Below are 25,541 nucleotides of genomic sequence, written 5' to 3' on the forward strand. Positions count from 1 at the left end.
ATACGTCGACCCTCACGCCTGGCTGCCGATTCGTCCATGGACAAAGATCCACGGCACTTGGATGAACGTGCGGCGCGGGTGCGGTTGACTACTTCGCTCGCAGCCAGGCGCGGGTTCCGAACGAGGTGCAGGCTCGCGATGCCACCGTGGCCGCGGTGCGCAGGGCCTCGGTGAAGTGCTTCGGGGTCAAGTGGCTCTGAAGCGCGAGGTGGTGGGTGAGGGCCCCGTGCAGGAAGTCTCCCGCGCCGAGTGTGTCCGTCACAGGGACGTTCGGAACGTCCACCGTGCCGCCGTCGTCGGGGCCCAGCCAGACGATGGGCTCCGCTCCTTGGGTGACCGCCGACCAGCCGACCCCGTGCTCCTGAAGGAAACGCAGGGTCTCGGTCGGTGTGCTCGTACCGGGTGGATGGAAGTCCGCCGAGCAGACGGCCACGTCGATCGACGGCAGCAGGTCCTCCATGCCGTCCTTCCAGCTGCCTCCGTCGAGGACGGTCGGGCGGCCGGCGGCCCGTGCCGAGTGGGCGGCGGCCACGGCGAGTTCCCTGTGGTGGCCGTCGAGTTCGACGATGTCGCAGGCTGCCACCAGCGCGTCGAGGTCGTCGGGTGGGGCGATGCGGTGGCCCGTCGCGTTGGTCGAGGCGACCGCGCGTTCTCCGGTGGACGCGGTGACCATGATGGAGGAGACGGCCGGGGGCTCGGTCGAGTCGGGCGTCAGGTCCGACACGGTGACGGCGAGGCCGTGCAGGTCGGCTGTGGCGGCGAGGCCCAGTGGATGGGAGCCGATCGCGGTCAACAGGCGGGCCGCGCCGCCCAGGTGGCTGAAGGCGACGGCCGCGTTCGCCGCCGGGCCGCCCGCGGCGATGGTCTGGCGGCGAGCCGTCAGCTTCTCGTCGGAGGCGGGCGTGTGGTCCACGAGTTGGATGATGTCGAGGGTGCACAGGCCGATGAACAGGCCCTCAGGACGTCGGGGCATTGCCGGTTCCCTCACGCGCGACTCCTGCCGACGGTGCGTGAGGTCAGTGTACGAAGCGAGGGGAACCGTCGAGTGTTGGGGCGCCGGGAGCCCGGGGGCGCGCGCATGATCTCGTCCCCGGAACGGGGGTCGCTCCGGAGCAGCAGGCGGCTGTAGGCCAGGGGTGCCGTGAGCAGGTGCGCGGTCGGTGACACGGGATCGGTGACACGGAATCGAGCGTCATGACCGCCTTCTCGGCCACCTCGTGACCCTCGGTCCGGAAGAACCAGCGGTCGACGGCACCGCCCCCGGCGCCCGTGCACCAACTGCCGCGCGAGCCGGACCACCGTGGCGGCTCATCGGGCTCGGGCGGCGAAAGGCTCCTAGGGACGCGACCGGCCCGCACAACTACGTGCTCCCAAGCTGATGGTGAGGGGGTGTCAGGCCGGTGGATCGAGCAACTGTGCGGCCACGCCGACCCCCACCAGGCCCGTGGCGATGAGCAGCCCGTTCGCCACGATCACCCCGCCGATCAGTACGGCCGTTGCGACGGCCAGGGCCCACCAGGCCCCCGTGCGTCGGAACTCACGGGGGCGGCGCGGCCGTCCGGTGCTCATCGCCCTGGCGAACCGGGGATCCTCACCAGCGCAGCGTGCTTCGAGCGCGACCAGACGCTCGTCCTCGGATCGGGGCATGCCTTCTCCTTTCGCGCCCTGCGCTGCCGCCCTGCGACCGACCGGGCAGCGGCAGCGAGTGTCGTGAACGGGGTTCGAGGTCCGGCGCGGACGTGCACGGAGCACGGTCGAGCAGCCGCGGTCGCTCTGCGGGGCTGGGGAGAGCGGCCGGCTGGACACACGACGAGCGTGGTCAGAGATACGTCCCGGCTCGCGTCGCCCGGCTCTCTATGCATTCTCCCTAACGGTTGGCCCCTGCAAACAAGTGTCGGCCAAAGGTTGGCGTGCCGGCCCCCGAGCACCCATGAACTCCAGGGCGCGGGCCAGTAGTTCGGCACGTCCGGCGACGACCGGGCCCAGGACCGCGAGCACCAGGACGTATCCGGCGATGAACGGTGCGAGGCGGTCGTCCAGGCCCGCGCTGGTCGCCATCGCGGCCAGGATCAGGGCGAACTCCCCGCGGGCCACCAGGGTGGTGGCGATCTCCGCGGCGCGCTCGGGACCGTAGCCGTACAGGCGTGCCACGAGGAGCCCCGCGATGACGTTCATGACCACGGTCAGTGCCGCCGCCGCGGCCACCGGTCCGGCGACGCTCGCGACGACGGCGGGGTCGATGGCCAGCCCGAAGGCGAAGAAGAAGATGGCCGCGAAGGCGTCCCTCAGGGGGTGGACGAGTCGGCGGATGCGGGCGGCGGAAGGGGTGCCGGCGAGGATGAGTCCGACCATGAAGGCGCCGATGGCGTCGGCGACGCCCAGGACCTCGGAGATCCCGGCGACGAGGACCGCCGCGCCGAGGAAGCTGATCACGAGCAGTTCGTTGTCGCGTACCGCGATCAGTCGTCCGACCAGCCGGGTTCCGTAGCGGGCCGCGGCGGCCAGGGCCAGCAGGAAGCCGAACGCCTTGCCCGCCTGCCAGAGCACGTCGCCGACGCCCTGGGCGCCGCCGATGACCGGTTGAAGTGCCGCGAGATACAGGGCGAGGAAGATGTCCTCGACCACGATGACGCCCAGGATGAGGCGGGTCTCGGGGCGGCCGAGCCGCCCCAGGTCGATGAGGATCTTGGTGACGATCGCGGACGAGGAGATGCCCAGCACGCCGGCCAGCACCAGAGCCTCCCGGGCGCCCCATCCCAGGGCGAACCCGAAGCCGAGGCCCGCGCCGACGTTCAGCAGCAGGTAGATGCCGCCCGCCGCCAGGAGCCGCTTGCCGCCGCTCCTGAGGTCGTCGAGGTGGAACTCCAGGCCCAGGTAGAACAGCAGGAGCACCAGGCCGAGCGCGGAGAGCATCTCGAAGTCGTGGGCGTCCTGGACCAGGACGATGCCGGGTGTGTGCGGGCCGAGCAGGATGCCGGCCAGCATGAACAGGGGGATGGTCGGGAGTCCGATCCTGCCGCCGAGGCGGGCGAGGAGGGCGGCCGCGAGGAAGGCACCGCCCATGGCCAGGAGGGTGTCAGCGTGTCCCACGGGTCACCTCCTTCGGCTGCGCGAGAGGTCGGGGTCGCTTCGTCTGACGGGGATGGATACAAGTGCTCCTTGTGGTGCGTGGCTGACGGCGTCTTCAGGACCGCGCCTCGGCCGGGTGTCACCACCGGCTCGATCGGCGTTGTCCCCACGCTGTCACGGCCCCCGCACCCGCGACCATCGGTGTCAGCACTCATTTCGGCACGTAGAACGTGCGGCGGGGCGAGCGCGGGCCCCGTCGCCGCTCTCGACGCCCGTCGCGTCGGCAGACCGCGGGCCGGCGGCAGTCGCCGCTTTCGGCCCGGGAGCGTGTGACGTCCGATCAGGCCAGCGGGCCCAGGACTTCCTGGGACTCGATGAGCCCCTGGTCGCTGGGGGCCTCGCCGTCGCCGAAGACGCGGGCGGCCTGGCGGGCCCGGAACTCCAGGTGGGCTTCGGCGGGCTTGGCGTAGCCGTAGCGGGCGCGGGCCTCCGACGGGGTCAGCACTTCCTCGGTGCGCGGCGGGATGCCCAGCTTGACCGGGGCGATCACCGGGACCGTGGAGGGCGACAGCATCCCCAACAGGCGCAGTTCGACCCGGGGGTCGAGGTGGGCGAGGGCGAAGGACACCTTCATGACGGGCACGATGAGGAGGTCGAGCAGTCGGGACTGCCGGATCCCCGCCATCTCACGCATCCAGCGCGGCATGGTGGCGATCGTGGCGATCCGCTGCGCCCTCGCGACGACCATGCTCACCGGCTTCGCCCACAGCGGTACCGGCGGCAGGACGAGCTCGGTCCGCAGGAGGTGGTTCATGGCCTGGCGCGCGATCGGGCTGGCGGACAGCCGGGGGCGCATCTCCTCGAAGTACGCCCGGATCCCGGCACGCGTGCGGGGAACGTCGTCCGGGGAGCACGTCTGCAACTCGGCGGCGAGCGCGCACGCCTCCCAGTACTCCTTCTCCTCCTGCGCGGTGAGCTTGCCGGGGCCGTACTTCTCGTAGGCGTAGAGGATCGAGTGCCAGCCTGTGAGCTGGATCCACAGCTGCGAGGCCGGGTCGTTGGCGTCGTAGGTCCCGCCGCCGTACGGCAGTTCGCCGATCGCCTTGGAATGGACCTTGACCAGGATGTCCGCGGCCCTGGACACCGCCCGCGAACCGGCGAAGGCCACCATCGCGAAGTACCGCAGGGTCCGGTCGTAGCGCGTACGGGCGCGCTGGTAGATGCCCTGGGTCCCGTGCACGGCGGCCACCAGCGGCGGGTCGAGTTCCTCCACCACCACGGCCCGCTGGAATCCCACCGTCGGCGCGGTCGGATAGCTCCAGACCTTCCACACCACCGAGCCCGGGCCGAAGAAGCCGTAGTCCTCGTGCGGTTGGACCTCGCTGCGCCTGGACCTCGCCATGGAGCCGCTCCCTGTGCGTCCGCGGCGTGCACCGCCACTCGATTACGACACTGCTGTCGTAAATTAAGACACGCGTGTCGTAAACTGCCAAGGTGTCAGCGTCCACGAATTCACCGGACAGGCCACGCAGACGGCGGCCCTACGCCCCGCGCGTCCCCATCGAGGAGCGCCGCGAGCAACTGCTCGACGCGGCCCTGGCCGTCATCGTCAGCGACGGCTACGACCGGGTCTCCATCGACGCCATCGCGAAGCGGTCGGGAGTCGCCCGGTCGGTGGTCTACGGCGCCTTCGAGAATCTCGACGCCCTGCTGACGGCGCTGCTCGACCGACAGCAGGCACGCGCGTTCGACATGCTGCTCAGGACCGTTCCCGACGCCGGCGACCTGCGCGACCCCGCCCCGTTCGCCTCCGAGGCGGTGCGCCGGATGGCCGGCATGCTCCATGAGGATCCGGACACCTGGCGGTTGATCCTGCTGCCGCCGGGCAACATGCCGGCCGTCGTCCGCGACCGTATCGAGGCGGACCGGGAGCGCTTCCGGCTGCTGGTCGAGAAGTGGCTCTCCCTCGCCCTCACCGACCGGAGCGATCCGGGGCTCGATCCGCAGGTCCTCGCCCACGCCCTCGTCGCCTGCGCGGAGCACTTCGGCCGCGTCGCGCTCACGGAACCCGACACGTTCGACCTGCCCCGGCTGACGGGCCAAGTCCGTTTGATCCTCGGGGCGTTGCGGCCGATCCGCTGACCGGTGGTGAGGTGCGCTCAGTGGGCGGCGAACTGGACCCCGGTCCGCTGCACGGCCTCCGCGCGCAGGGCGATCCCGTCGATCGTCAGCCGCTCCCCGTAGATGTCGGTGATCCTGATCGATCCGCCGCAACCGCTGCCCTGCTCGGAGAGGAAGTAGTTGTACTCGGTGCGGGCCAGCCGGGTCCAGCCACTGCCCGTGCGCACCTCCAGGCGGGCCAGCGGATTGCGGTGGCCGATGGCCTGGATGCCGCACCAGTAGCGGCTGGAGCCGGTCTTGTAGCGGATCGCGATCTTCTCGGACGTGGCGGGGCTGAGCAGGGTCCAGGTGATCGGTATCTCGCCGCGCGAGGGGGCGGCGAGCTTGGCGAAGGCCTGGGGGCTGAGGTCGAGTTGACCGGGTGCGCAGGGCAGCGGGCATTCGTTGGTGATCCGGACCGTGACGGAGGCACCGCCGGCGCGGACGAGCACGTACGCTCCGCAGGCCTGGGACGTCTCGTAGTCGGTGTGGTTCATCGCCGCGGTCATGGTGTCGTCGGTGGGACCGTAGGAGCAGGCGCCGTCGCCGTTGCCGGTGTCGTAGAAGGTGGCCACACCCTGGTAGGTGGTCTTGGGGCGGATCCGTCCGGCGAGTGATCCGACGGAGGCAGCTGTCTGCTGCGGGCTCGTGGCCGAGGGCCGGCCCTTCGGGGTGCTCGCGGTCGGCGACGGTGTGGTGGAGGGCTTGGCCTTGGTGGCCGTCGCCGTCGGCTTCGGGGACGGCGAGGTCGGCGTCGGTCCCGGCGTGGTGGGCGCCGTGCTCGACTCGGCCCGCACCTTGGACGCGGTGGCCTCGGATCCGTCGTCGTCGGGGACGAAGGCCACGACCAGGGAAGCGATCAGGGCTACGGCCGCCACGGCGATCGCGGGGACCGCCCAGGTGCGTTGCCGGCGGGGACGACGACGGTGTGAAGGGGACGGCGCCACGGATGAGGTCCTTTACGTGGTTCGGGAGCACGCGTGCGGTGTGCAAGGCCCAGTGAAGCGAGCCTCCGACCTCTCAGTGGCCGCTATGGCCGAAAAGGTTGCCGTCCGTCTCGAAGAAGTGCCGTCAGCGCAGATCGAGTCGCATCAGGATCCGTGGATGTCCGGCCGGCACGGACGTGGTGTCGGCGGCGTGGACGAATCCGGCGCGCTCGAAGTTCTCGCGGAGTCCGGCGTACGCCGTCGTCAGGTCGACCCGGGCGTCGCCGTTGTCCAGGGGGTACGCCTCGATCACCGGTGCGCCGTGGGAGCGGGCGAAGTCGACCGCTCCGGCGATGAGGGCGTGCGAGATCCCCTGCTTGCGGTGGCCGGGGCGTACGCGGATGCACCACAGCGACCACACCGGCAGGTCGTCGACGTGCGGGATCTTCCGGCTGCGGGCGAAGGAGGTCTCCGCGCGCGGCGCCACGGCGGCCCAGCCGACGGGTTCGTCACCGTCGTAGGCGAGAACCCCCGGCGCGAGCCGCGCGCGGCACAGTCCCGCGACGTACTCGCCGCGGGCCGGGCCGCGCAGCTCCTTGTCGAGCTTGGACGGGATCCGGTAGCTCAGGCACCAACAGACGTTGGCGGTGGGCGACTTCGGTCCGAGCACCGCGCGGACGTCCTCGAAGACCGAAGCCGGGCGTACCTCGATGGGCATGGCGCCACGATGTCACGGAGCACGGGACATCGCGTCCGGGGCCTGGGGCATCACCTCGGTCGACCGGCTCAGTCGACCGGACGACCGCCGAACCGCCAGTCGTGGATCTCGACGCTCTCGTACAGCCCCGCCCGGGCATACGGCTCGTCCGCCATCAGGGCCTCGACCGCACCCCGGTCCGGCAGTTCGAGCAGCAGGGCGGTGCCCGTCCACGCGGAACCGTCCTCGGACAGCAGCGGGCCGTAGGCGATGAGGTGGCGGCGGTGGCCGTCGTCGAGATACCGGTGCTGTGCCGCCTCCAGCTCACCGTGATCGCCGCTCGGGTCCGGCCTGCCGTGGGCGATGACCAGGAAGCGTCGATGGCCGGCTGTCGCGCCCGTGAACTCCCACATCGTGCGGCCCAGTACGTTCTTCCAGCCGCGAATCAGCACCTCGCGGTAGACACCGGCCTTGTGGTTGGGCTCCTCGAACGCGAACTCCCGTACGGCGGCGGCGTCGGGCAGGTCGACGATGTGCATGCTGCCCGTCACCCCTTCGCCGTCGGCCGTGAGCGTCGGCCCGCGGGCGATCATCACGTCGGCGTAGCGGTCCATGAACGCCCAGTGGTCTTCGTTGAGTTCCCAGCGCAGGGGCATGGAGCCCGGCCGGTCCCGGCAGTAGAAGAAGTACGCCATGTCGTCCCCGTCGTCCCCGCGTCCCCGTCGTCCCCTGGAAACCGATCCGTGTGCCGCGATCGGCAGTGCCGGATCGTACCGGCGTGCGCGCCGCACACGCATGCGAATTACCCTGGCGTGGTGATCATGGCGCACCGGGACTGGGAACTGCGGTCGGCGTCGGCGGCCGACGTCGAGGCGATCGTCGAGCTGCGTGCCGTGGTGATGCGGCCGGACCTGGAGCGGCTCGGGCGGTACGACGAACTGCGGGTGCGGCAGCGGCTGCGGGACAGTTTCGTGCCCGAGTGCGCCTGGATCATCGAGGTGGGCGGCGCGTTCGCCGGGTGCGTGGCGCTGCGGCCCGCGGAGGACGCCCACTGGCTGGAACACTTCTTCGTGGCGCCGCGCCTTCAGGGCAGCGGTGTCGGCTCGGGCGTGTTGCGGGAGCTGCTGGAGCGGTGTGACCGCGAAGGCCTCCTGGTCCGGTTGAACGTGCTCCGGGGCAGCGCGGCCCGACGGCTGTACGAGCGGCACGGGTTCACCGTCGAGTCGGAGGACCCGGTCGACGTGTTCATGGTGCGCGAGCCGGCATTCGGCATGGGCGGCGACTGACCACGCCAGGAGCGACAGGGTCGATCGGTGGAGGGCGCGGTGCGTGAGGAAGGTGACGGGCCCGGGGCGGTGGCCGCACGGCTGACCGGGCGTGCGGTGGGGGGACAGCGGCGGCTGACCGGTGTGGTCACCGAGGTCGCGCTGGACGGTGGGCCGGTGATCGTCAAGGAGGCCGGGAGTACGGGGGCCGCGCGGGCCGAGGCCGCGGGGCTGGGGTGGCTGGCCGATGCGGGGGCGGTGCGGGTGCCGGTCGTCCACGGTGTTGACCGGCAGTGGCTGGTGACCGGTTGTGTCGCTCAGGGGCGGCCGAGTGCCGGCGCCGCGGTGCGGTTCGGGCGTGAGCTCGCCGGGCTGCATGCGGCGGGTGCGGCGGCGTTCGGGGCGCCGCCGCCCGGTGGTGATACCGAGGCGTACATCGGGCTCGCCCCGATGCGGAACGTGCCGGGGAGCGACTGGCCCCGCTGGTACGCCGAGCACCGGGTGCTGCCCTATCTCCGTCAGGCGGTCGACCGTGGCATCATGCTGCGCGGCGAGGCGGCCGTGGTGGAGCGGGTCTGCGAGCGTCCGGCCGACCTCGCGGGTCCGGGTGAGGTGCCCGCGCGGCTGCACGGGGATCTGTGGAACGGCAATGTCCTGTGGGGCGCCGACGGTCATGTGTGGCTGATCGATCCGGCGGCACACGGCGGGCATCGCGAAACCGACCTCGCGATGCTCCAGCTCTTCGGCTGTCCGTTTCTCGCGGAGGTACTGGAGGGCTACCAGGACGCCACGCCCCTCGCGGCCGGCTGGCAGCGGCGCGTCGGCCTGCACCAGCTCTTCCCGCTGCTGGTCCACGCCGTGCTCTTCGGCCGTTCCTACGCCGAACAGGCCGTCGGTACGGCACGGCGGCTCCTGGCCGACGCCGGTCACTGAGCGGGTGGTGTGCCTTACGGTGGGGCGCCATGAGAGTGCTGATCATCGGCGGGAGCGGGTTTCTGGGCACGGAGCTCGTGCGTCAGGCGACGGCCGCGGGCCGGGTGACGGCCGCGACGTACCATTCCCGCGCCGGCAGCACGCCCGGAGCCTCGTGGCACCACCTCGACCTTTGTGTCCCCAGGCAGATCGACGAGGTCCTGGTCTCGGTCGTCCCCGACGTCGTCATCAACGCGACGAGTGGGCAGAGCGACTGGGCGGTCACGGCCGACGGCTCGATCCGCCTGGCGATGGCTGTCACGCGCCGCGGCTGCCGTCTGGTGCACGTCTCCAGCGACGCGGTGTTCTCCGGGGCCCGGGTCCACTACGACGAGAGCTGTCTGCCCGATCCGGTCACCCCGTACGGTGCCGCGAAGGCCGCCGCCGAAAGCGCCGTACGCCTCCTGGCACCGACCGCCGCGGTCGCCCGCACCTCGTTGATCATCGGTTGTGGCGGATCCGCGCACGAGCGCATGGTCCACGACCTGGCGGCGGGCACGCACGACGCCGTCCTGTTCACCGACACCGTGCGCTGCCCGGTGCATGTCGAAGACCTCGCCCGCGCGCTGCTGGAACTCGCGACGACCGAGCGTCCCGGCGTCTTCCACCTCGCCGGACCCGACGCCCTCAGCCGCCACGAACTCGGTGTCCTCATCGCCCACCGCGACGGCCTCGACCCGACCCGGCTGCCCACCGGACGCCGCGCCGACACCCGCACACCCGGCGCCCTCGACGTCCGCCTCGACAGCACCGCCACCCAGAGCCGCATGGCCACCCGCCTGCGGGGCGCCCGCGAGTTCCTCCGCGCGGGACACGACCGACACCCCGACGACCGAGGGTAGGGTCCCCGGGTGACGACGATCCCCTCCCCCACCAGGCTGATCGTGCTGCGCGGCAACAGCGCCAGCGGCAAGAGCTCCGTGGCCGCCGGGCTGCGCGAACGCGATGTCCCCGGCGCCGCGAACATCGGCCTGATCGATCTGACCGTGCGGCACGCCCTGGAACACGGCTTCCACACGGTGCTCGAAGGCATCCTGTACGTAGCCCACTACGGCGACATGCTCGCCGGGCTCCTCGCCGACTACGGCGACCGCGCGCACTGCTTCTACCTGGACGTCCCCTTCGAGGACACCCTGGCCCGGCATGCGACCAAGCCCATCGCCGACGAGGTCGGGGAAACCGAACTCCGTTCTTGACGCTCGGGTCGCAGGCGTCAGCTGAGTACCGGTTTCAGGTGTGCGCCTCCGGTGGTGCCGTCAGGTCCGCGAAGTCGGCGAGCATGGCGGAGGTTCGGGGGTCGAGGCCCGTGAACTCGCGGAAGGCGTCCGCCGCTTGGTGGACCAGCATGCCTCCGCCGTGCAGCACCCGGCACCCGCGGGACCTCGCGGCTCTCAACAAGGGCGTTTCCAGAGGGCGGTAGACGAGATCGGCCACCCACAGGCCGTCATGGAGCGAGGCGCCGGGCAGCGGAGTGCCGGGGTGGGCCGCCGTGCCGACGGGGGTGGCGTTGACGACGCCGTCGGCGCCCGCCAGTTCCGCTTCGAGGTGTTCCGGCAAGCAGGCTTCGGCCCGTTCGGCTCCGGCGTCCTGGTTGAGTGCCTTGACCAGGGTGTGGGCGCGTTCGGTGAGGGGGTCCACGACGGTGAGGCGGGTGACGCCGAGGTCCAGCAGCGCGAAGGCGACGGCGGCGCCGGCCCCTCCGGCACCGAACTGGATCACCTGCCGGAGAGGGGCGTCGGGGAGCCCGCGGGTGAAGGCCGCGCTGAAGCCGGTGATGTCGGTGTTGTGGCCGACCGCGCGCCCTTCGGGGGTGAACACGACCGTGTTGACCGCGCCGAGACGCGCGGCCGGCGCCGTCAGTCCGTCGAGCTGCGCGGCGATGAGCTGCTTGCAGGGATGGGTGACGTTCAGGCCGTTGAAGCCGCAGTCCCGGGCCGCGTACGTGATGCGCCAGATGTCCTCGGCGGGCAGTGCCGGCGATGCGATGTCGAGCAGCCGGTAGAGGTAGCGCACGCCGTGCCGGTCGGCCTCGCGCTGGTGGAGTTCGGGGCTGAGCGAGCGGCCGATGCCCGATCCGACAAGGCCGACGAGATACGAGTCCTGGGTCACGGCCGCTCCCGCAGTAATGTACGAACCAGTCCGTTATCTCTACCAACTCGTATGGCCGCGGGGAAGTCCTACGACATCTCTCGGCGCTTCACAGGCCCAGGTACACCTCCCTGACCCGGGGGTCGTGACGGAGTTCGTCGGAGGGACCGTGCATGGCCACCTCCCCGTTCTCCATGACCAGGCAGTGGCTGGTGGCGCCGAAGGTGAGCTTCGCGTTCTGCTCGACGAGCAGCAGGCTGAGTCCTTCCTCGCGCAGCGTCAGCAGGACGTCGAGGATGCTGCCGACGAGCTTGGGCGACAGGCCCATCGAGGGTTCGTCCAGGACGAGCAGGCGGGGGCGGGTCATCAGGGCCCGGCCGATGGCGAGCATCTGCTGCTCGCCGCCGGACAGGGCGCCGGCGAGCCGGTCGCGCATTCCGGCGAGGGCGGGGAACAGGGCGTAGATCTGGTCGAGTTGGCCGTACGTCTCCTTGTCCCAGGCGCGTGAGTACGCGCCGAGCATCAGGTTCTTCTCCACGGGGAGTCCGGGAAAGACATGGCGTCCTTCGGGGACGTAGCCGATGCCGAGGCGGACCATGTCCCGGGCGCGCACCTTGGTGAGGTCGCGCTCGCCCAGGCTGAGGCGGCCGCCGCTGCGGGGCACGAGTCCCATGAGGGCCTTGAGGGTCGACGTCTTGCCGGCTCCGTTGGCGCCGATGATGCCGACCGAGTCGCCGGGGGCGACGGTGAAGCCGATGGAGCGTACGGCGCGCACGCCGCCGTAGTGGACGCTGAGGTCCTCCACGGTGAGGCGTTCGGCCTCGCCCGCCCTGCTGACGCTCATGGGGTGGTCTCCTCGGCGGGGGTGGGGCGCTGGGCCGGCAGTCGGGTGCTCAGGCCGAGTTCGGACAGGTCGGAGTCGCCGAGGTAGGCCTCGATGACCTCGGGTGCGGCGACGACCTCGCCGGGGGTGCCCTCGGCGATGACCTTGCCGCTGGACAGGACGGTGACCTTCTCGCACAGGGACATGACCAGGCCCATGTTGTGCTCGATGAGGACGACGGTGGTGCCGCTGTCCCTGATCGAGCGGACGATACGGACCAGTTGCCGCACCTCTTCGCCGTTGAGCCCCGCGGCCGGTTCGTCGAGCAGGAGCAGGCGGGGGCAGGCCGCCATGGCGCGGGCGATCTCGATACGGCGTTGGATGCCGTAGGGCAGGGCGGCGGGGGCGGCTTCGGCGAAGTCGGTGAGGCCGTAGCGGTCGAGAATCTGCTGGGCCTCGGCGCGCAGTCGGCGTTCGCGGCGCAGGACGCCGGGCTGCCACAGGGCGTACTGCCAGATGGTGTGCGTGCGGGTGCGGTCCAGGGCGACCAGGATGTTCTCCCGCACGGTGAGCTGCCCGAAGAGGCGCAGGTTCTGGAAAGTGCGGGCCACTCCGGCCAGGGACAGGGCGTAGGGGCGGGCCGTGGTGGTGTCGGCGTCGGCGAAGCGGACCGTGCCGGACGTGGCGCGGTAGAAGCCGCTGACGACGTTGAACAGGGTGGTCTTTCCCGATCCGTTGGGGCCGACGATTCCTCTGATCTCCCCCGCCCGGACCGTGAGGGTCACCTCGTCGAGGGCGCGCAGTCCGCGGAACTGCTTGGTGATGTCCTCGACGGCGAGGAGGGTCTGTTCCCCGGCCGGCCGGGGTCCTGGGGGGTACGGGGTGAAGGGGCGCAGTTCGGCCCGGGTGTCGCCGGTGCCGAAGCGTCGGTGGTAGAGGTCGCGCAGGCGGGTGGGGATGCCGGCCAGGCCGGTGGGCGCGAAGACGACCATGAGGACGACGACCACGCCGTAGCCGAGTTGGGCGTAGGCGGAGAAGTCCGAGAGCCACTCGCGGATCAGGGTGAGGCCGACGGCGCCGACCACGCAGCCGACCAGGGAGCGCCGGCCGCCGATGATGACCATGGCCAGCAGGATGAACATGTTGCCGATGGAGAAGGTCTCGGGTGCGACGTAGCGGATGAGTCCGGCGTACAGGACGCCCGCCAGGCCGCCGTAGAGGCTGGCGAGGACGAAGGCCGTCATGCGCAGCAGCGGGATCTCCGCGCCCATGGCGCCGGCGGCGAGGGCGTCGTCGCGCATGGCGCGCAGTCGGCGGCCCAGCGAGGTGTGGACGACGAACAGGCCGAAGACGAGGCCCGCGCCGAAGACGACGACTTCCAGGTAGTAGTAGAGGTATTCGCTGGACAGGTCCAGGCCGGGCAGGGTGGGTACGGGGACGCCGGAGATGCCGTCGGCGCCGCCGGTGACGTCGGCGTTGGTGATCCAGTTGATGAAGCCCAGTGCCAGGCCGAGGGTGACGATGCCCAGGTAGTGGGACTGCATGCGCAGGGCGGGGATGCCGACGAGGAGGCCGGTGGCGATGGTCGCGAGGACGGCGAGGACGGAGGCGGCCCAGAAGCCGTATCCGTTGTTCGTGGTGAGGATCGCGACGACGTAGGCGCCCACGCCGAAGAAGGCGACCTGGGCGAGGTTGATCTGGCCGGAGATGCCCATGGCCAGGCCCATGCCGATGGCGAGGAGGGTGTAGATGAGGGCGATGTCGACGACGTGGATGGTGTAGCTGCCCAGGCCGTACGGCAGGGCCCAGGCGGCGACCACGAGTGCGGCCACGGCGGCGAGGCGGGACTTCATGCGCGGCTGACCGTCCTTTCGCCGAAGATCCCCATGGGCCGGATCATGATCGCCACGGTGAAGACGAGGAAGGTGGCGAGCACCGAGTAGCCCTGGAAGTGGCCGGCGGTGTAGGAGTCGAGGACGCCGATGGCGATGCCGCCGACGACGGCTCCGTGGATGGAGCCGAAGCCGCCGAGCATGGCCGCGGCGAAGCCCTTGATGCCCAGGGCGCCGCCGAGGGAGGCGTCCACGTAGAGCATGGGGCCGACCAAGCCGCCGGCGAGGGCGGCCAGGCCTGCTCCGATGGCGAACGCGAGGGCGTTGCTGCGGCCCACGTCGATGCCGACCGCGGTGGCGGCCTCGTGGTCCATCGCGACGGCCTGCATGGCCACGCCCCGTTTGGTGCGGGACAGGAAGAAGCCGAGGCCCACGACGGCGAGGGCGGCGACCGCCATCACCAACAGGTCGTAGGTGCGCACCCGCACCCCGAAGAGGTCCAGTGGCGCGGTCCGCACCGGGGAGGGCATGGCGCGTCCCGTGCTTCCCCAGATGAGGATGGCGACGGCCTGGAGGACGATCCCGAAGCCGATCGTGCCGATCAGCATGAGGTCGAAGTCCTTGTTCTCCAGCGGCCTCAGGACGCGTTCGATGACCAGGCCGATCGCGCCGGTGATGACGATGGAGACGACCATGGCGAGCGCGAAGGGCAGGTGCGAGGTCAGGTAGAAGGTGGAGGCCGCGTACGCGCCGATCATGGCGATGTCGGCGTGGGCGAAGTTGACCAGGCCCATCGTCCGGTACACGAGGGAGAAGCCCATGGCGACCAGGGCGTAGACGGCGCCGAGGCTCAGGCCGCCGACCAGTGTCTGGAAGGTCTCCTGCACGACGGCCTCACTGCTCCTGTACGAGCTTGCCGTCGCGGATGACGCCGATGCTGGTCTCGGTGATCCCCACGCCGTTCGCGCCGTACCGGAACTGGCCCAGCAGGCCGTCGTACCGCGTGGCCCGGATGGCGTCGGCGAGTTCCTTGCCGGTGGCGACGTTGCTGGACTTCAGGGCGGTCAGCAGGATGTTGGCGCCGTCGTATGCCTTGGCGCCGTGCAGTTCGGCCTCCTCCCCGTAGGCGGCCTGGTAGGCGGCGGCGAACTTCTGGGCCGCGGGGCTGCTGTCGTTGCTGAGGTAGGGCGAGCTGACGATGGTGCCCTCGACGGCGGCCGTGCCGGCGGTGTCGATGAAGACGGGGGTGCCCTGCGGGGCGGCGCCGGCGAAGGGCGCGGTGATGCCCAGGTCGCGGGCCTGCTTGACGATGAGTCCCGCCTCGACCTCCTCGGAGCCGATGAAGACGACCTGTGGCTTCTTGGAGCGGATCGCGGTGAGGGCGGCGCTGAAGTCCTTCTGGTCGGTGGTCACGACCTGGTCGGTCAGGGCCTTGACCCCGAGGTCGCCGGCGGCCTTCGTGAAGGCGTCGTGTTCGCCCTTGCCGAAGGAGCCGTTGTTGGTGATCATCGCGATCTTCTTGTAACCCTTGTCCTGGATCAGGTACTTGGCCAGCGTCGTGTCGTACGTCGTGCTGGTGGGCCCGTTGAGGAAGAGGAACTCGCTCTTCTGCTCGACCAGTGCGTCGGCCTGGCCCGAGGTGATGTTGGGGATCTCGGACTGCTTCAGGACGGGCGCCATGGCGATGGTGACCGCGCTCTCCGCGGTGCCGATCATGGCGATGTACTTCTCGCTGGCTATCTTGCGGGCGAGGTTGGTGCCGGTGGTGGGGTCGCCCTGGTCGTCGAAGGACTTGATCTGGATCTTCCGGCCGTCGATGCCGCCCTTCTTGTTCCACTCGTCGACGGCGAGTTTGGCGCCCTTCCACTCCCAGTCGCCCAGGGAGGACAGTTGGCCGCTGCGGGCGTCCACGACGGCGATCTTGATGGGGCCGGAGTCGGACTTGGCGTCGTCGCTGTCGTCACCGGGTGCGCTGCAGGCGGCCAGGGCCGCGGCCAGGGCGACGGCGCCGACGAACGTGGTGCGTGGGGCCGAAGGCCTCGGGGAGCGGGACATGCGGTCACCTCATGAGGACGAGTGGTGGGTGAAGAGGTGCAAAAGAGGTGTGGGGGAGGTCGAAGCGGCTTACCGGTCGGGTCAGTCGGCGCCGTCGGGGAACCTGCCGGCGTAGATGTCCTTGATGTTCCAGTGGCCCGGCGTGGGCACCGGCTCGTTGATCATCGGTACGTCGAGTACGGCGGGACGGCGTCGGGCCAGGGCGTCCCGGAGGGCCTTGGTGAGGTCGCCGGGTGCGGCGACGGTGTAGCCGTCGGCGCCGCAGGACTCGCCGTAGGCCGCGAAGTCGGGGCTGTAGGGCCGTCCCTCGGCGTCGGTGAACTCGCAGCCGTAGGACCGGCCGAAGGCCGAGGCCTGGAGGTCGGCGATGGTGCCGTGGGCGCGGTTGTTCATGACGACGAAGAGCACGGGGGCGCCCTGTTCCACGGCCATGGGTACGGCGGGCAGCTGGGCGCTCATACCGCCGTCGCCGATCAGGGCGACCACGACCCGGTCGGGCCGGGCGAGTTGGACGCCGACGGCCGCGGCCGGTCCGAAGCCCATGGTGGAGGCGCCGCCGGGGGTGATGAAGCGGCCCTCGGCGGGGAGTTCGTAGCACTGGGCGACGCCGTTCTTGTTCCAGCCGACGTCCGTCACCAGGACCGCGTCGGCGGGCAGGGTGTCGCGCAGGTCGGCCAGGATGCGCTGGGGGCGGAGCGGGAAGTCGTCGCTGCGGCCGGCTTCCCGGGCGGCGGAGAAGACCGTGCCACGGGCTTCGCCGATGGCCTCGCGCAGTCCGGGCCGGGTCACGGCCCGGGGCCGTCGGATGCGGACCGCCGCGGTGACGGCGTCGAGCGCGAGTCCCGCGTCGGCCACGGCGCCGATCTCTACGGGGTAGTTGCGGCCGATCTCCGCCGGGTCGAGGTCGATCTGGAGGAGCCTGCTCGGCGGGAAGTTCCAGGTGTGGGCGCTCTCCCAGGAGCTGGCGTCGGTCTCGGCGAACCGGGTGCCCAGGGCGAGGACGACATCGGCGCCCTTGGTGTGGCGGTGGGTGCTGTCCAGTCCCCAGAAGCCGGGCATGCCGAGCAGCAGCGGGTGCCGGTCGGGCACGATGCCCTTGCCCATCAGGGAGTGGGCGAGCGGGATGTCGAGATGCTCGGCGAGTTCCAACAGGGCTGTGCGGGCCCGGGGTTCGCGGATGCCGCCGCCGAAGTAGATCAGTGGGCGTTCGGCTTCGGTGAGCGCCTCGGCGATGCGGGCCGCGGTCGCTTCGTCGAGTCCGGGGCGGCCCACGTGGACGGGCAACGGGTGGTCGCCGTCGTAGGGCCGGACCGGACGGTTGAACAGGTCCATGGGTACGTTGATCAGAACCGCGCCGGGACGGCCCGCGGTGGCGGTCCAGAAGGCACGCTCGGTGATCCGGGCCAGGTCGCGCGCGTGCTGGACCTGCCAGGTCCGTTTGCAGAACGGCCGGTAGATCGCGCTCTGGTCGGCGTCGGCGTGGAGGTTGACCTCCTGGTGGGGGTGGCGGCCGGAGTAGTAGGAGGGGGTGTCGCCGGTGATGACGACCAGGGGGATGGAGTCCAGGGCGGCGGTGGCGACGCCGGTGACCGCGTTCATCATGCCGGGGCCGACGTGGGTGAGCAGGACGCCGGGGCGGCCGGTGGCGCGGGCGTAGCCGTCGGCGGCGTGGGCGGCGGCCTGTTCGTGGCGGGCGATGACGAACTGGACGGGGCTGGGGCCGAGGGCGTCGAGGAGGGCGATGTTGGTGTGTCCGCAGGTGCCGAAGACGTATTCGACGCCGTAGGAGGCGAGTTGGGCCACGAGTGCCTCGGCCGCGGTGGTCACCGGTCCTCCTCGGGCAGCTCTCGGCGGTCTCCCCACACGGACAGGCCGCGCAGGACGAGTGTCTTGACGACGGTGAAGTCGTCGATGAGCCAGCGGGGTGCCTCGCGGCCGAAGCCGGAGTCCTTCACCCCGCCGAAGGGGACGTGGTCGAGGCGGAAGTTGGAGGAGCCGTTGACGATGAGCCCGCCGACCTCCAGACGTCGCCAGGCGCTGAGGACACGGCCGATGTCGTGGGTGAACAGGCCTGCCTGGAGTCCGTAGCGGCTCGCGTTGCACTGCTCGACGACGGTGTCGAAGTCGTCGTAGGGCATGACGGCGACCAGTGCGCCGAAGACCTCGTGGACGACGACCGAGGCGGTGGGCGGTGGGTCGGCGACGATGGTCGGTGCGGCCGTTGCGCCGTCGCGGGTGCCGCCGCGTACGACGGTGGCGCCGCTGTCCTTGGCTTCCCTCGTCCACGCGACCACGCGTTCGGCGGCCGGTTCGTCGACCATGGAGCCGATGTCGGTGGTGTCGTCGAAGGGGTCGCCGACGACGAGGGCGTCCACGGCCGCGGTGAGGGCGTCGAGGAAGTCGGTGTAGCGGCTTCGGTGCACGTAGACGCGCTGGACGGAGATGCAGCTCTGGCCGGAGTTGCTGTAGCCGGTGCGGGCGCAGACCCGGGCGGCCTCGGCGGGGTCGGCGTCCTCGCAGACGATCGTGGCCGCGTTGCCGCCGAGTTCGAGGGCGAGGCGTTTGGCGCCCGCGGCGCGGGCCACGGCGTCGCCGGTGCCGGCGCTGCCGGTGAAGCTGATGACGTCGACCTGTTCGGAGGCGCACAGGGCGGCGCCGATGTCGCCGGAGCCGTGCAGGAGTTGGACCGCCTGGTGGGGCAGGCCGCTGTCCAGGAGCAGGGCGACGACGGCCGCGGAGGTGGCCGGGGCCTGCGGGGGTGCCTTGACGAGGGTGGTGTTGCCGGCGGCGAAGGAGGCGCCGAGTTTGTGGGCGAGGAGGTTGGCCGGGGCGTTGAACGGGGTGATGGCGAGGGCGACGCCGGCCGGTGCGCGGTAGGTGAAGGCGGTGTTGCCGATGCCCGTGGACCAGCCGGCGACCGGGAGGGTCTCGCCGTCGATGCGGCGGGCCTCGGCGGCGCAGACGGCGAAGGTGGCGGCCACGCGGTCGATCTCGGTGCGGCTGTCCTTGAGCGGTTTGCCCAGTTCCAGGGCGAGCAGGCGGGCGAGCGGGTCGCGGTGGGCCCGGGCCGCCCGGGAGGCGGTCTCCAGTATGTCGGCGCGGGCGGCGGGGGCGAGGTCGGCGAGCTGTGGGGCGTAGGCGCGGGCCCTGGTGAGGGCGTGGTCGATCGCGGCGGGCGGCGCGGTCGGGGTGCGGCTGACCGTGCGGCGCAGGTAGGGGCCGGTGCGTTCCAGGAGCGGGCCCTCGCCGCCCCATGAGCCTGAGACGAAAGGGAGCACCTCGACGACGTCGGTTCCGCCGGCCGCCTTGAGGAGGTCTTGCAGCATCACACCTCCAAAAACCATCTGGTGGTTTTCGTGGACTGCTGTGCGGACTGGCGTGTAACGTACGGGCGCCGGGAGTCCGTGGCAAGAGGCCGCGCGAAAAGGAAGTCGCGACCGGCGGTTCTCTCGGGACCCGGACTGTTCTCGGGAACCCGGACTGGTGGAAGCTGTCGCCCCAGGTGCCGGTGCCCGCGAGGCGGGCAGGTCCGGCGCGTTTCCCCGAGCCGTGAAGGAGAGACCGTGGACGCGGAGCAAGGCCAGGGCGGTGTACGCAGTGTGCGCCGGGCGCTGGACATCCTGTCGCTGCTGACCGAGGATCAGCCCACCGTTCCGCTGCGGGACATGGTCGAGGCCACCGGACTGCCGAAGACCACCGTGGTGCGGCTGGTGCAGACACTGGAGCAGTACGGGCTGCTGTGGGCCACGCCCGCCGGCTACTCGGCCGGGCCCGGTCTGTGGCGCTGGGCCCATCTCGCCCACACCAGCTGGGAGTTGCCCCCGGACACCCAGAAGCTGCTGCGGGATCTGGCGGACCGGCGCGGTGAGACGGCGAACCTGATGATCCGCCGTGACATCCACCGCGTCTGTGTGGCCCAGCAGGAGAGTCCGCAGCCGCTGCGGCACGTGGTGCGGGTCGGTGACGAACTGCCCCTGTGGGCGGGCGCCTCGTCCAAGGTGCTCCTCATCGGCGCGACCGACGGTCTGCTCCAGCGGGTCGCCGCCGCCTCGCCGCACGGGGTGGCGCATGTCGAGCAGCTGCGGCAGTGGGCCGAGGAGGCCACGACACACGGCTACGCGGTGAGTCACGGCGAGCGTGACGTCGGCCTGACGGCGGTCGCCGTGCCCATCACGACCCACTCGGGCGTGGTGGTCGCCTCGCTCTCGCTCAGCGGTCCCTCCGCGCGCATCCCGGACCGCGTGACCAAGGACTTCGCGCACGACCTGACGCAGGTGGCCGCGCGTATCGCCTCCCAGGGTTTCGACCACCCCCTGGGGCCGCGCGGCTGACGTACACGCCGACAACCGGCGCCGTCCGCGGCGCCCGGAAGGAGACGCCCCATGCACGTCCGACCGCTCGACGGCATCCGCGTTCTGGACCTCACGAACGTGCTGGCCGGGCCCTACTGCAGCTACCAACTCATGCTCCTGGGCGCCGAAGTGGTCAAGATCGAGCGACCCGGACAAGGCGATCTCGCGCGCGGCCTCGGCCCCGATCCCGCGTTGAACCGCGACGGCGTCGGGGCCTCCTTCCTGGCCCAGAACGCGGGCAAGAAATCCCTGGAACTGGACCTCAAGGACACCACCGACCAGGCCTTCTTCGAGACCCTCCTGGGCGGCGCCGATGTCCTCCTGGAGAACTTCCGGGCAGGCGTCCTGGCCCGGATGGGCTACGACACGGACCGCCTCGGCCGGATCAACGAGCGGCTCGTCTACTGCTCCATCTCCGGCTTCGGCCACACCGGTCCGATGAGCGACGCCCCCGCCTACGACCAGATCGTGCAGGGCCTGACCGGGATGATGAGCATCACCGGCACCCCGGACACGGCGCCCCAGCGGGTCGGCTTCCCGGTCTGTGACACCACGGGCGGTCTGATGGCCGCCCTCGCCATCAGCGCGGCCCTTCTGCACCGCGAACGCACCGGACAGGGCAGCCGGTTGGATGTCTCCATGCTGGAGGTGTCCCTGTCGGCGATGGGCTGGGCGGTGTCGAACTACCTGGTCAGCGGGGTCCCGCCGAGGCCCTTGGGCGACCAGAACGCCACCGCGGCTCCCTCCGGCACCTTCCGCGCCCTCGACGGGCCCCTGAACATCTCCGCCAATCAGCAGGGCCAGTTCGAGACCCTCTGCCGTCTGGTGGGCGCACCCGGTCTCGTCACCGATCCGCGCTTCGGCGACCGCGAACAGCGCAAGGCCCATCGCAGCGAGCTCAACGCCGCCCTCGACGCGGCCCTGTCGGCCAGACCGGCGGCCGACTGGGAGAGCGAGCTGACCGCGGCCGGGGTGCCCGCCGCCCGGGTACTGACCGTGCCGCAGGCCCTGGAGCAACCGCAGTTGGACCACCGCCGCTTCGTCTCCGAGCTGGAGCATCCCGGGCGCGCCGGGGAACCCCTGCGGGTGGTGGGCAGCGGTGTGCTCTTCGACGGGGAGGCGTTCGCACCCACGGCCAGTCCGCCGCTGCTCGGCGAGCACAACCACGAACGGCAGGCCCTGGCCCGCCGTTGGACGTCCCGGGCCGCCGAGGAGGCGGCCGCGTCATGAGCGCCGACGAGAGCGCGCTGTGGTGGGCCACCGCGATCAGCCATATCGAGCCCGGCAGCATCGAGCTCCGCGGCCGCCCCGTCCAGTCCCTGATCGGCTCCGCCGGCCTGGTGGACGTCATCTGGCTGCTGCTGCGCGGCGATCTGCCGAACGCCCGCGAGTCCGCCCTGCTGGAGGCCGCCCTCGTGGCCGGCGTGGACCACGGTCCGCAGGCCCCCTCCATCGCCGCCGCCCGTATGGCCGCCACCTGCGGAATCGGCCTCAACAACGCGATGGCCACCGGCGTCAACATGCTCGGCGACTCCCACGGCGGCGCGGGGCAGCAGTGCGTGGAGATGCTCGACGACATCCGCGACCGCCATGAGATCGACGGCAGTTGGGCGGACGCGGCCCGTACGGTCATGGCCGACTGGCAGCGGCGTTCCCGCTATCTGCCCGGCTTCGGTCACCGCTTCCACCCGGTCGACCCGCGCCGCGACCCGCTGATCGGCCTGGTCCGCCAGGCGGTCGAGGACGGGATCGTCCGCGGCGACCACCTCGACGCCGCCCTGGCCGTGGAGGAAGCACTGCTGCGACGCCCCCGCCCCGTGCCGATGAACATCGACGGCGCCACCGCCGTCATCTACGCCGAGCTGGGCTTTCCCGCGCCGCTCGCCCGCGGTCTGTTCGTCCTCAGCCGCTCCGTGGGCCTGCTCGCCCACGCCTGGGAGGAGATGGGCCAGGGCCGCCGGAACAAGGGCCCGATCCCGCGCGGCGTGCTGCCCGCCCGTCTCGACGGCTGAACAAGTCCCGTCCCGCCCCCTTGCCACACCCGTGGCACATCCCTAACGTAACGCCAACCACAGTGCGGGTTGTGCAAACCGTACAGCGGACCACGAGCCGCAGAGCTCCTCCCTCCCCCACCTCATGCGAGTCAGACGCATGCGCCACGAAAGAGGGATCATGGACAGACGCAGCTTTCTCACGTCGACGACCTTCGGGACGGCGGGCACCGTCGCCCTGTTCGGCACGTCCGTCGCCCAGGCGGCCGAGACCTCCGGCGGGTCGGCGCTCCCCGTGCCGCCCCAGTCGCACCGGGCCGCCGACAAGGACTACCCCAAGGCCGGCGGCAACCTCGGCAACCACAGCTACTCGTCGCTGAAGCAGATCACCACGGCCAACGTCCGCACGTTGCGCGGGGCTTGGCGCATCGACCTGGAGGGCGGTTCCACCTCCGCCCACCAGCAGTGCGCGGTCATCGCGCAGGACGGCATCCTCTACGCCGTCACCACCCAGCAGAACGTCTTCGCCGTCGACGGCCGCACGGGAGCCGTGCGCTGGAAGACCAGTGTCGGTACCGAGACCACCAACATGCGCGGCGTCGCCCTGGGGCAGGGACTCGCCTTCACCATCTCCGGCGCCAACATCGTCCACGCCCTGGACCAGCGGACCGGCGCCGTCGTCTGGACCCGCGAGCTGCTCGTCGAGGACCAGGGGGACCCCGGCTGCGACCCCGAGAGCGGTCAGTGCGGGGGCAGTTCGGGCGGGCTGGCCGGTGCGGTCGTCTACTGGGACGGCCTGATCTACATCGGCACCGAGGGCAGCACCGCCGGAGCCCGCGGCCGCGGATACGCGCTCGACGCGGCGACCGGAGAGCTCGCCTGGACGTTCTGGGGCACCCCGGGCCCCGGCGAGTACGGACACGACACCTGGGAGGGCGACTCCTGGAAGAACGGCGGCGCGGTGTGCTGGATCCACCCCGCCATCGACCCCGAACTCGGCCTGGTCTACTGGACGTTCGGCAACCCCTACCCCCGCACCGACGGCTCCTTGCGCGGCGGGGACAACCTGTTCTCCAACTGCCTGGTCGCCATCGACGCCAAGACGGGTGAACGGCGCTGGCACTTCCAGTCCGTCCACCACGACATCTGGGACTACGACAACGTCATGTCCCCCGTCCTGGCGGACCTGTCGATCGACGGGAGGAAGCGCCGGGTCGTCGTCTACGGCAGCAAGACCGGCATGTACTACGTCCTCGACCGCGTCACGGGAGAGCCCGTCCACGGGATGGAGGAGCGCGCCGTACCGCAGCACGCGCTCCAGAAGACCGCCCCCACCCAGCCCTTCCCCGGCGGCGAGCCCTTCGTGGAGAGCGAGCCCCGCCTGGACAAGGCCACCCGGCCGGTCCCCTTCTATCCCACCGGCGGGATCTACGAGGTCTTCTGGGACCGCGCCACCATCCTGTTCCCCGGCGCGGGCGGCGGCGCCGACTGGGCCTTCCCCTCCTTCAGCCACCGCACCGGCCTCGTCTACGTCGGCTACGGCCTGATCAACTCCGCGTACTCCAACACCCGCGGCGGACGCGTCAACACCGCCCGCCCGCTGGGCGAGTACTTCGCCGGAGGCCTCGCCGCGGTCGACCCGCGCACCAACACCGTGGCCTGGCGCCGCGAGGGCGACTGGTCCCTCGCCCACGGCAACGGCGTACTGAGCACCGCCGGGGGCGTGTTGTTCCAGGGCCGTCCCGACGGAGTCCTCACGGCCCTCGACGACCGCGACGGCCGGCAGCTGTGGAGCTGGCAGTGCGGGGCCGGTGTGAACACCAGCCCGCTGACGTACGAGATCGACGGGGAGCAGTACGTCGCCGTCCTGGCCGGCGGCAACTGGCTGCCGTATCCCGACATCCCCAAGGGGGACAGCCTGTGGGCGTTCAAGCTCGACGGTGGCGTCGGACCGGCCGCCGCCCCCACTGCGCCCTCGCGCCGCAACCAGATCCGCGTGGCCGCGGTGACCGGCGACACCGTCACCCTGGGCCGCGTCTGGAACAGCACGACCCAGACGCCGGGAACGACGGAGAACCTCGTGGCCCAGAACGCCATGGCGCCCCAGCATCTTCGTGTCGCGACGGGCACGACCGTCACCTTCACCAACCCGGCGGACAACAGGTCCGCGCACGGCGCCGTGTCGTTCTTCGAGGCCGAGTTCGACAGCGGGCTGCTCATGCCGGGCCAGTCGTACACGCACACCTTCGAGACACCCGGCGAGTACTTCTACAACGATCCGATCGCACCCCAGAGCACCGGAAAGATCGTCGTGAGCTGAGGAAGGGCAGTCGACCATGACATCGAGAGCCAGATTCGCCGCACTGGGCGTCGCCCTGAGCGCCCTCGTGGCCACCGCCACCGTGAGCTTCGCCCAGGGCGGGGTGGGGCAGGGTGCACAGGAACTGGGCGACCCCGACTACGGCGTGTGCCGGGGCACGAACGCCCGCTGCTACCACGACTGGGGCAACTTCGACGCCTCCCAGGGCTACCGGATCCTCCTCTACACGCGTACCGCGGGTCCCCGTCACGCCAACCTCGGGCCGGCCCTGTCCACCGGACTCAACCCGCCGCTCACCCCCGCGAACGTCGTCCAGAACGCGGTCCGCGCGATGGGCGCGGACAACGGCTTCCAGGTCGACTACACCGAGGACGTCACCCAACTGGCCTCCCCGGCCACCCTGTTCCGCTACGACGCGGTCGTCTTCTTCTCCACGAGCCGCGACACGCTCGACGACGCCGCGCAGACCTCGCTGCGCCAGTACCTGCGCGGCGGCGGGGGTTTCGTGGGCATCCACAACGCCTTCGGTACGGAGTACAACTGGCCTTGGTACGAGGGCCTGTTGGGCGGGGCGAACTTCTACGACCACGGGCCCGTGCAGCCGGGCACCGTACGTGTGGTGGGCCGCAAGGACGCCTCGACCGCCTCGCTGCCGTCGACGTGGACCTTCACCGACGAGTGGTACAACCTGGTCCCGGCCCCCTCGAAGGTCCGTGTGCTGGCCGAGGTCGACGAGAGCACCCTGGCGGAGGGCGTGGCCGGGAACTACCACCACCCCGGGCACGGCAAGGACCATCCGGTCGCCTGGTGCCAGTACTACGACGGCGGTCGCGCCTGGCTCACCACCCTCGGCCATGACGCGCGGGCGTTCTCCACCGACGGCTCCTACGCCGGTGCCGCCGCGTTCCAGAAGCTGGTCCTCGGCGGCATCGAGTCGGCGATGGGGAAGCGCCCGTTCTGTCGTGGATGACCGCGACGGTCCGATGACCGG

General features: G+C 71.1%; 23 protein-coding genes and 1 pseudogene. 10 read left to right on the forward strand and 14 right to left on the reverse strand.

The window, feature by feature from the left end:
- Nucleotides 1-88: 88 nt before the first annotated feature.
- From HLK59_RS06505 to HLK59_RS06520, 4 genes are all read right to left on the reverse strand, one after another.
- The gene (locus tag HLK59_RS06505) at nt 89-973 is read right to left on the reverse strand and encodes a PfkB family carbohydrate kinase (protein ID WP_171140275.1); all 885 of its coding nucleotides are present in this window, start codon (nt 971-973) and stop codon (nt 89-91) included.
- Nucleotides 974-1,392: 419 nt separating this feature from the next.
- Entirely contained in the window at nt 1,393-1,647 is a 255-nt protein-coding gene (locus HLK59_RS06510) for a DUF3040 domain-containing protein (RefSeq protein ID WP_171140276.1), read from the reverse strand.
- Between the two features lie 207 nt (nt 1,648-1,854).
- Nucleotides 1,855-3,090 carry a cation:proton antiporter gene (locus HLK59_RS06515; RefSeq protein ID WP_171140277.1) on the reverse strand — a complete coding sequence of 412 codons (1,236 nt, stop codon included), beginning with the start codon at nt 3,088-3,090 and terminating at the stop codon, nt 1,855-1,857.
- A 319-nt stretch (nt 3,091-3,409) separates the two neighbouring features.
- Nucleotides 3,410-4,471 (reverse strand): oxygenase MpaB family protein, encoded by a 1,062-nt coding sequence (locus tag HLK59_RS06520; protein WP_171140278.1) that lies wholly within the window; start codon nt 4,469-4,471, stop codon nt 3,410-3,412.
- A gap of 92 nt (nt 4,472-4,563) precedes the next feature.
- Here HLK59_RS06520 and HLK59_RS06525 point away from each other — a divergent pair, with 92 nt between their 5' ends.
- Nucleotides 4,564-5,211 (forward strand): TetR/AcrR family transcriptional regulator, encoded by a 648-nt coding sequence (locus HLK59_RS06525; RefSeq protein ID WP_171140279.1) that lies wholly within the window; start codon nt 4,564-4,566, stop codon nt 5,209-5,211.
- 17 nt (nt 5,212-5,228) lie between these two features.
- Here the strand turns inward: HLK59_RS06525 and HLK59_RS06530 are convergent, their stop codons facing one another.
- The 3 genes from HLK59_RS06530 to HLK59_RS06540 form a co-directional block, all read right to left on the reverse strand.
- Complete coding sequence (locus HLK59_RS06530) at nt 5,229-6,176, reverse strand: expansin EXLX1 family cellulose-binding protein (RefSeq protein ID WP_171140280.1); 948 nt, start codon at nt 6,174-6,176, stop codon at nt 5,229-5,231.
- Nucleotides 6,177-6,300: 124 nt separating this feature from the next.
- Nucleotides 6,301-6,873 carry a GNAT family N-acetyltransferase gene (locus HLK59_RS06535; protein WP_171140281.1) on the reverse strand — a complete coding sequence of 191 codons (573 nt, stop codon included), beginning with the start codon at nt 6,871-6,873 and terminating at the stop codon, nt 6,301-6,303.
- Between the two features lie 68 nt (nt 6,874-6,941).
- A complete protein-coding gene (locus HLK59_RS06540; protein WP_171140282.1) occupies nt 6,942-7,547 on the reverse strand; it encodes a YciI family protein in 606 nt (201 codons plus the stop codon).
- Between the two features lie 126 nt (nt 7,548-7,673).
- Between HLK59_RS06540 and HLK59_RS06545 the strand changes: the two genes are divergently transcribed.
- The 4 genes and pseudogenes from HLK59_RS06545 to HLK59_RS06560 all read left to right on the forward strand — a co-directional run.
- Nucleotides 7,674-8,138 carry a GNAT family N-acetyltransferase gene (locus HLK59_RS06545; RefSeq protein WP_171140337.1) on the forward strand — a complete coding sequence of 155 codons (465 nt, stop codon included), beginning with the start codon at nt 7,674-7,676 and terminating at the stop codon, nt 8,136-8,138.
- Nucleotides 8,139-8,177: 39 nt separating this feature from the next.
- A complete protein-coding gene (locus tag HLK59_RS06550; RefSeq protein WP_346779659.1) occupies nt 8,178-9,050 on the forward strand; it encodes a fructosamine kinase family protein in 873 nt (290 codons plus the stop codon).
- 29 nt (nt 9,051-9,079) lie between these two features.
- Nucleotides 9,080-9,931 carry a sugar nucleotide-binding protein gene (locus HLK59_RS06555; protein ID WP_171140284.1) on the forward strand — a complete coding sequence of 284 codons (852 nt, stop codon included), beginning with the start codon at nt 9,080-9,082 and terminating at the stop codon, nt 9,929-9,931.
- A 9-nt stretch (nt 9,932-9,940) separates the two neighbouring features.
- Nucleotides 9,941-10,279, forward strand: a pseudogene (locus tag HLK59_RS06560) (kinase); the annotation flags it as partial.
- A 40-nt stretch (nt 10,280-10,319) separates the two neighbouring features.
- Here the strand turns inward: HLK59_RS06560 and HLK59_RS06565 are convergent.
- The 7 genes from HLK59_RS06565 to HLK59_RS06595 form a co-directional block, all read right to left on the reverse strand.
- Nucleotides 10,320-11,198 carry a shikimate dehydrogenase gene (locus tag HLK59_RS06565; protein WP_171140285.1) on the reverse strand — a complete coding sequence of 293 codons (879 nt, stop codon included), beginning with the start codon at nt 11,196-11,198 and terminating at the stop codon, nt 10,320-10,322.
- Nucleotides 11,199-11,286: 88 nt separating this feature from the next.
- The gene (locus HLK59_RS06570; protein WP_171140286.1) at nt 11,287-12,021 is read right to left on the reverse strand and encodes an ABC transporter ATP-binding protein; all 735 of its coding nucleotides are present in this window, start codon (nt 12,019-12,021) and stop codon (nt 11,287-11,289) included.
- Nucleotides 12,018-13,853 (reverse strand): branched-chain amino acid ABC transporter ATP-binding protein/permease, encoded by a 1,836-nt coding sequence (locus HLK59_RS06575; RefSeq protein ID WP_171140287.1) that lies wholly within the window; start codon nt 13,851-13,853, stop codon nt 12,018-12,020. The genes HLK59_RS06570 and HLK59_RS06575 overlap by 4 nt, the downstream gene beginning before the upstream one ends.
- Nucleotides 13,850-14,719 (reverse strand): branched-chain amino acid ABC transporter permease, encoded by an 870-nt coding sequence (locus HLK59_RS06580; protein WP_171140288.1) that lies wholly within the window; start codon nt 14,717-14,719, stop codon nt 13,850-13,852. The genes HLK59_RS06575 and HLK59_RS06580 overlap by 4 nt, the downstream gene beginning before the upstream one ends.
- Before the next feature lie 7 nt (nt 14,720-14,726).
- Nucleotides 14,727-15,887 (reverse strand): ABC transporter substrate-binding protein, encoded by a 1,161-nt coding sequence (locus HLK59_RS06585; RefSeq protein WP_171140289.1) that lies wholly within the window; start codon nt 15,885-15,887, stop codon nt 14,727-14,729.
- 81 nt (nt 15,888-15,968) lie between these two features.
- Nucleotides 15,969-17,714: a thiamine pyrophosphate-binding protein gene (locus HLK59_RS06590; protein WP_171140290.1), complete on the reverse strand. Its 1,746-nt coding sequence runs from the start codon at nt 17,712-17,714 to the stop codon at nt 15,969-15,971.
- Nucleotides 17,711-19,213 (reverse strand): aldehyde dehydrogenase family protein, encoded by a 1,503-nt coding sequence (locus HLK59_RS06595; protein ID WP_171140291.1) that lies wholly within the window; start codon nt 19,211-19,213, stop codon nt 17,711-17,713. The genes HLK59_RS06590 and HLK59_RS06595 overlap by 4 nt, the downstream gene beginning before the upstream one ends.
- Nucleotides 19,214-19,450: 237 nt before the next feature.
- Between HLK59_RS06595 and HLK59_RS06600 the strand changes: the two genes are divergently transcribed.
- The 5 genes from HLK59_RS06600 (at nt 19,451) to HLK59_RS06620 (ending at nt 25,520) form a co-directional block, all read left to right on the forward strand.
- Complete coding sequence (locus tag HLK59_RS06600) at nt 19,451-20,218, forward strand: IclR family transcriptional regulator (protein ID WP_171140292.1); 768 nt, start codon at nt 19,451-19,453, stop codon at nt 20,216-20,218.
- A 51-nt stretch (nt 20,219-20,269) separates the two neighbouring features.
- Nucleotides 20,270-21,469 (forward strand): CoA transferase, encoded by a 1,200-nt coding sequence (locus HLK59_RS06605; RefSeq protein ID WP_171140293.1) that lies wholly within the window; start codon nt 20,270-20,272, stop codon nt 21,467-21,469.
- The gene (locus HLK59_RS06610) at nt 21,466-22,251 is read left to right on the forward strand and encodes a citryl-CoA lyase (RefSeq protein WP_171140294.1); all 786 of its coding nucleotides are present in this window, start codon (nt 21,466-21,468) and stop codon (nt 22,249-22,251) included. Before HLK59_RS06605 ends, HLK59_RS06610 begins: the two co-directional genes overlap by 4 nt.
- Nucleotides 22,252-22,411: 160 nt before the next feature.
- Nucleotides 22,412-24,550: a PQQ-binding-like beta-propeller repeat protein gene (locus HLK59_RS06615; protein ID WP_171140295.1), complete on the forward strand. Its 2,139-nt coding sequence runs from the start codon at nt 22,412-22,414 to the stop codon at nt 24,548-24,550.
- Between the two features lie 16 nt (nt 24,551-24,566).
- The gene (locus HLK59_RS06620) at nt 24,567-25,520 is read left to right on the forward strand and encodes a ThuA domain-containing protein (protein ID WP_171140296.1); all 954 of its coding nucleotides are present in this window, start codon (nt 24,567-24,569) and stop codon (nt 25,518-25,520) included.
- Nucleotides 25,521-25,541: the final 21 nt, after the last annotated feature.

Origin of the sequence: Streptomyces sp. S3(2020), from assembly GCF_013044505.1 — a bacterium.
GTDB lineage: Bacteria > Actinomycetota > Actinomycetes > Streptomycetales > Streptomycetaceae > Streptomyces.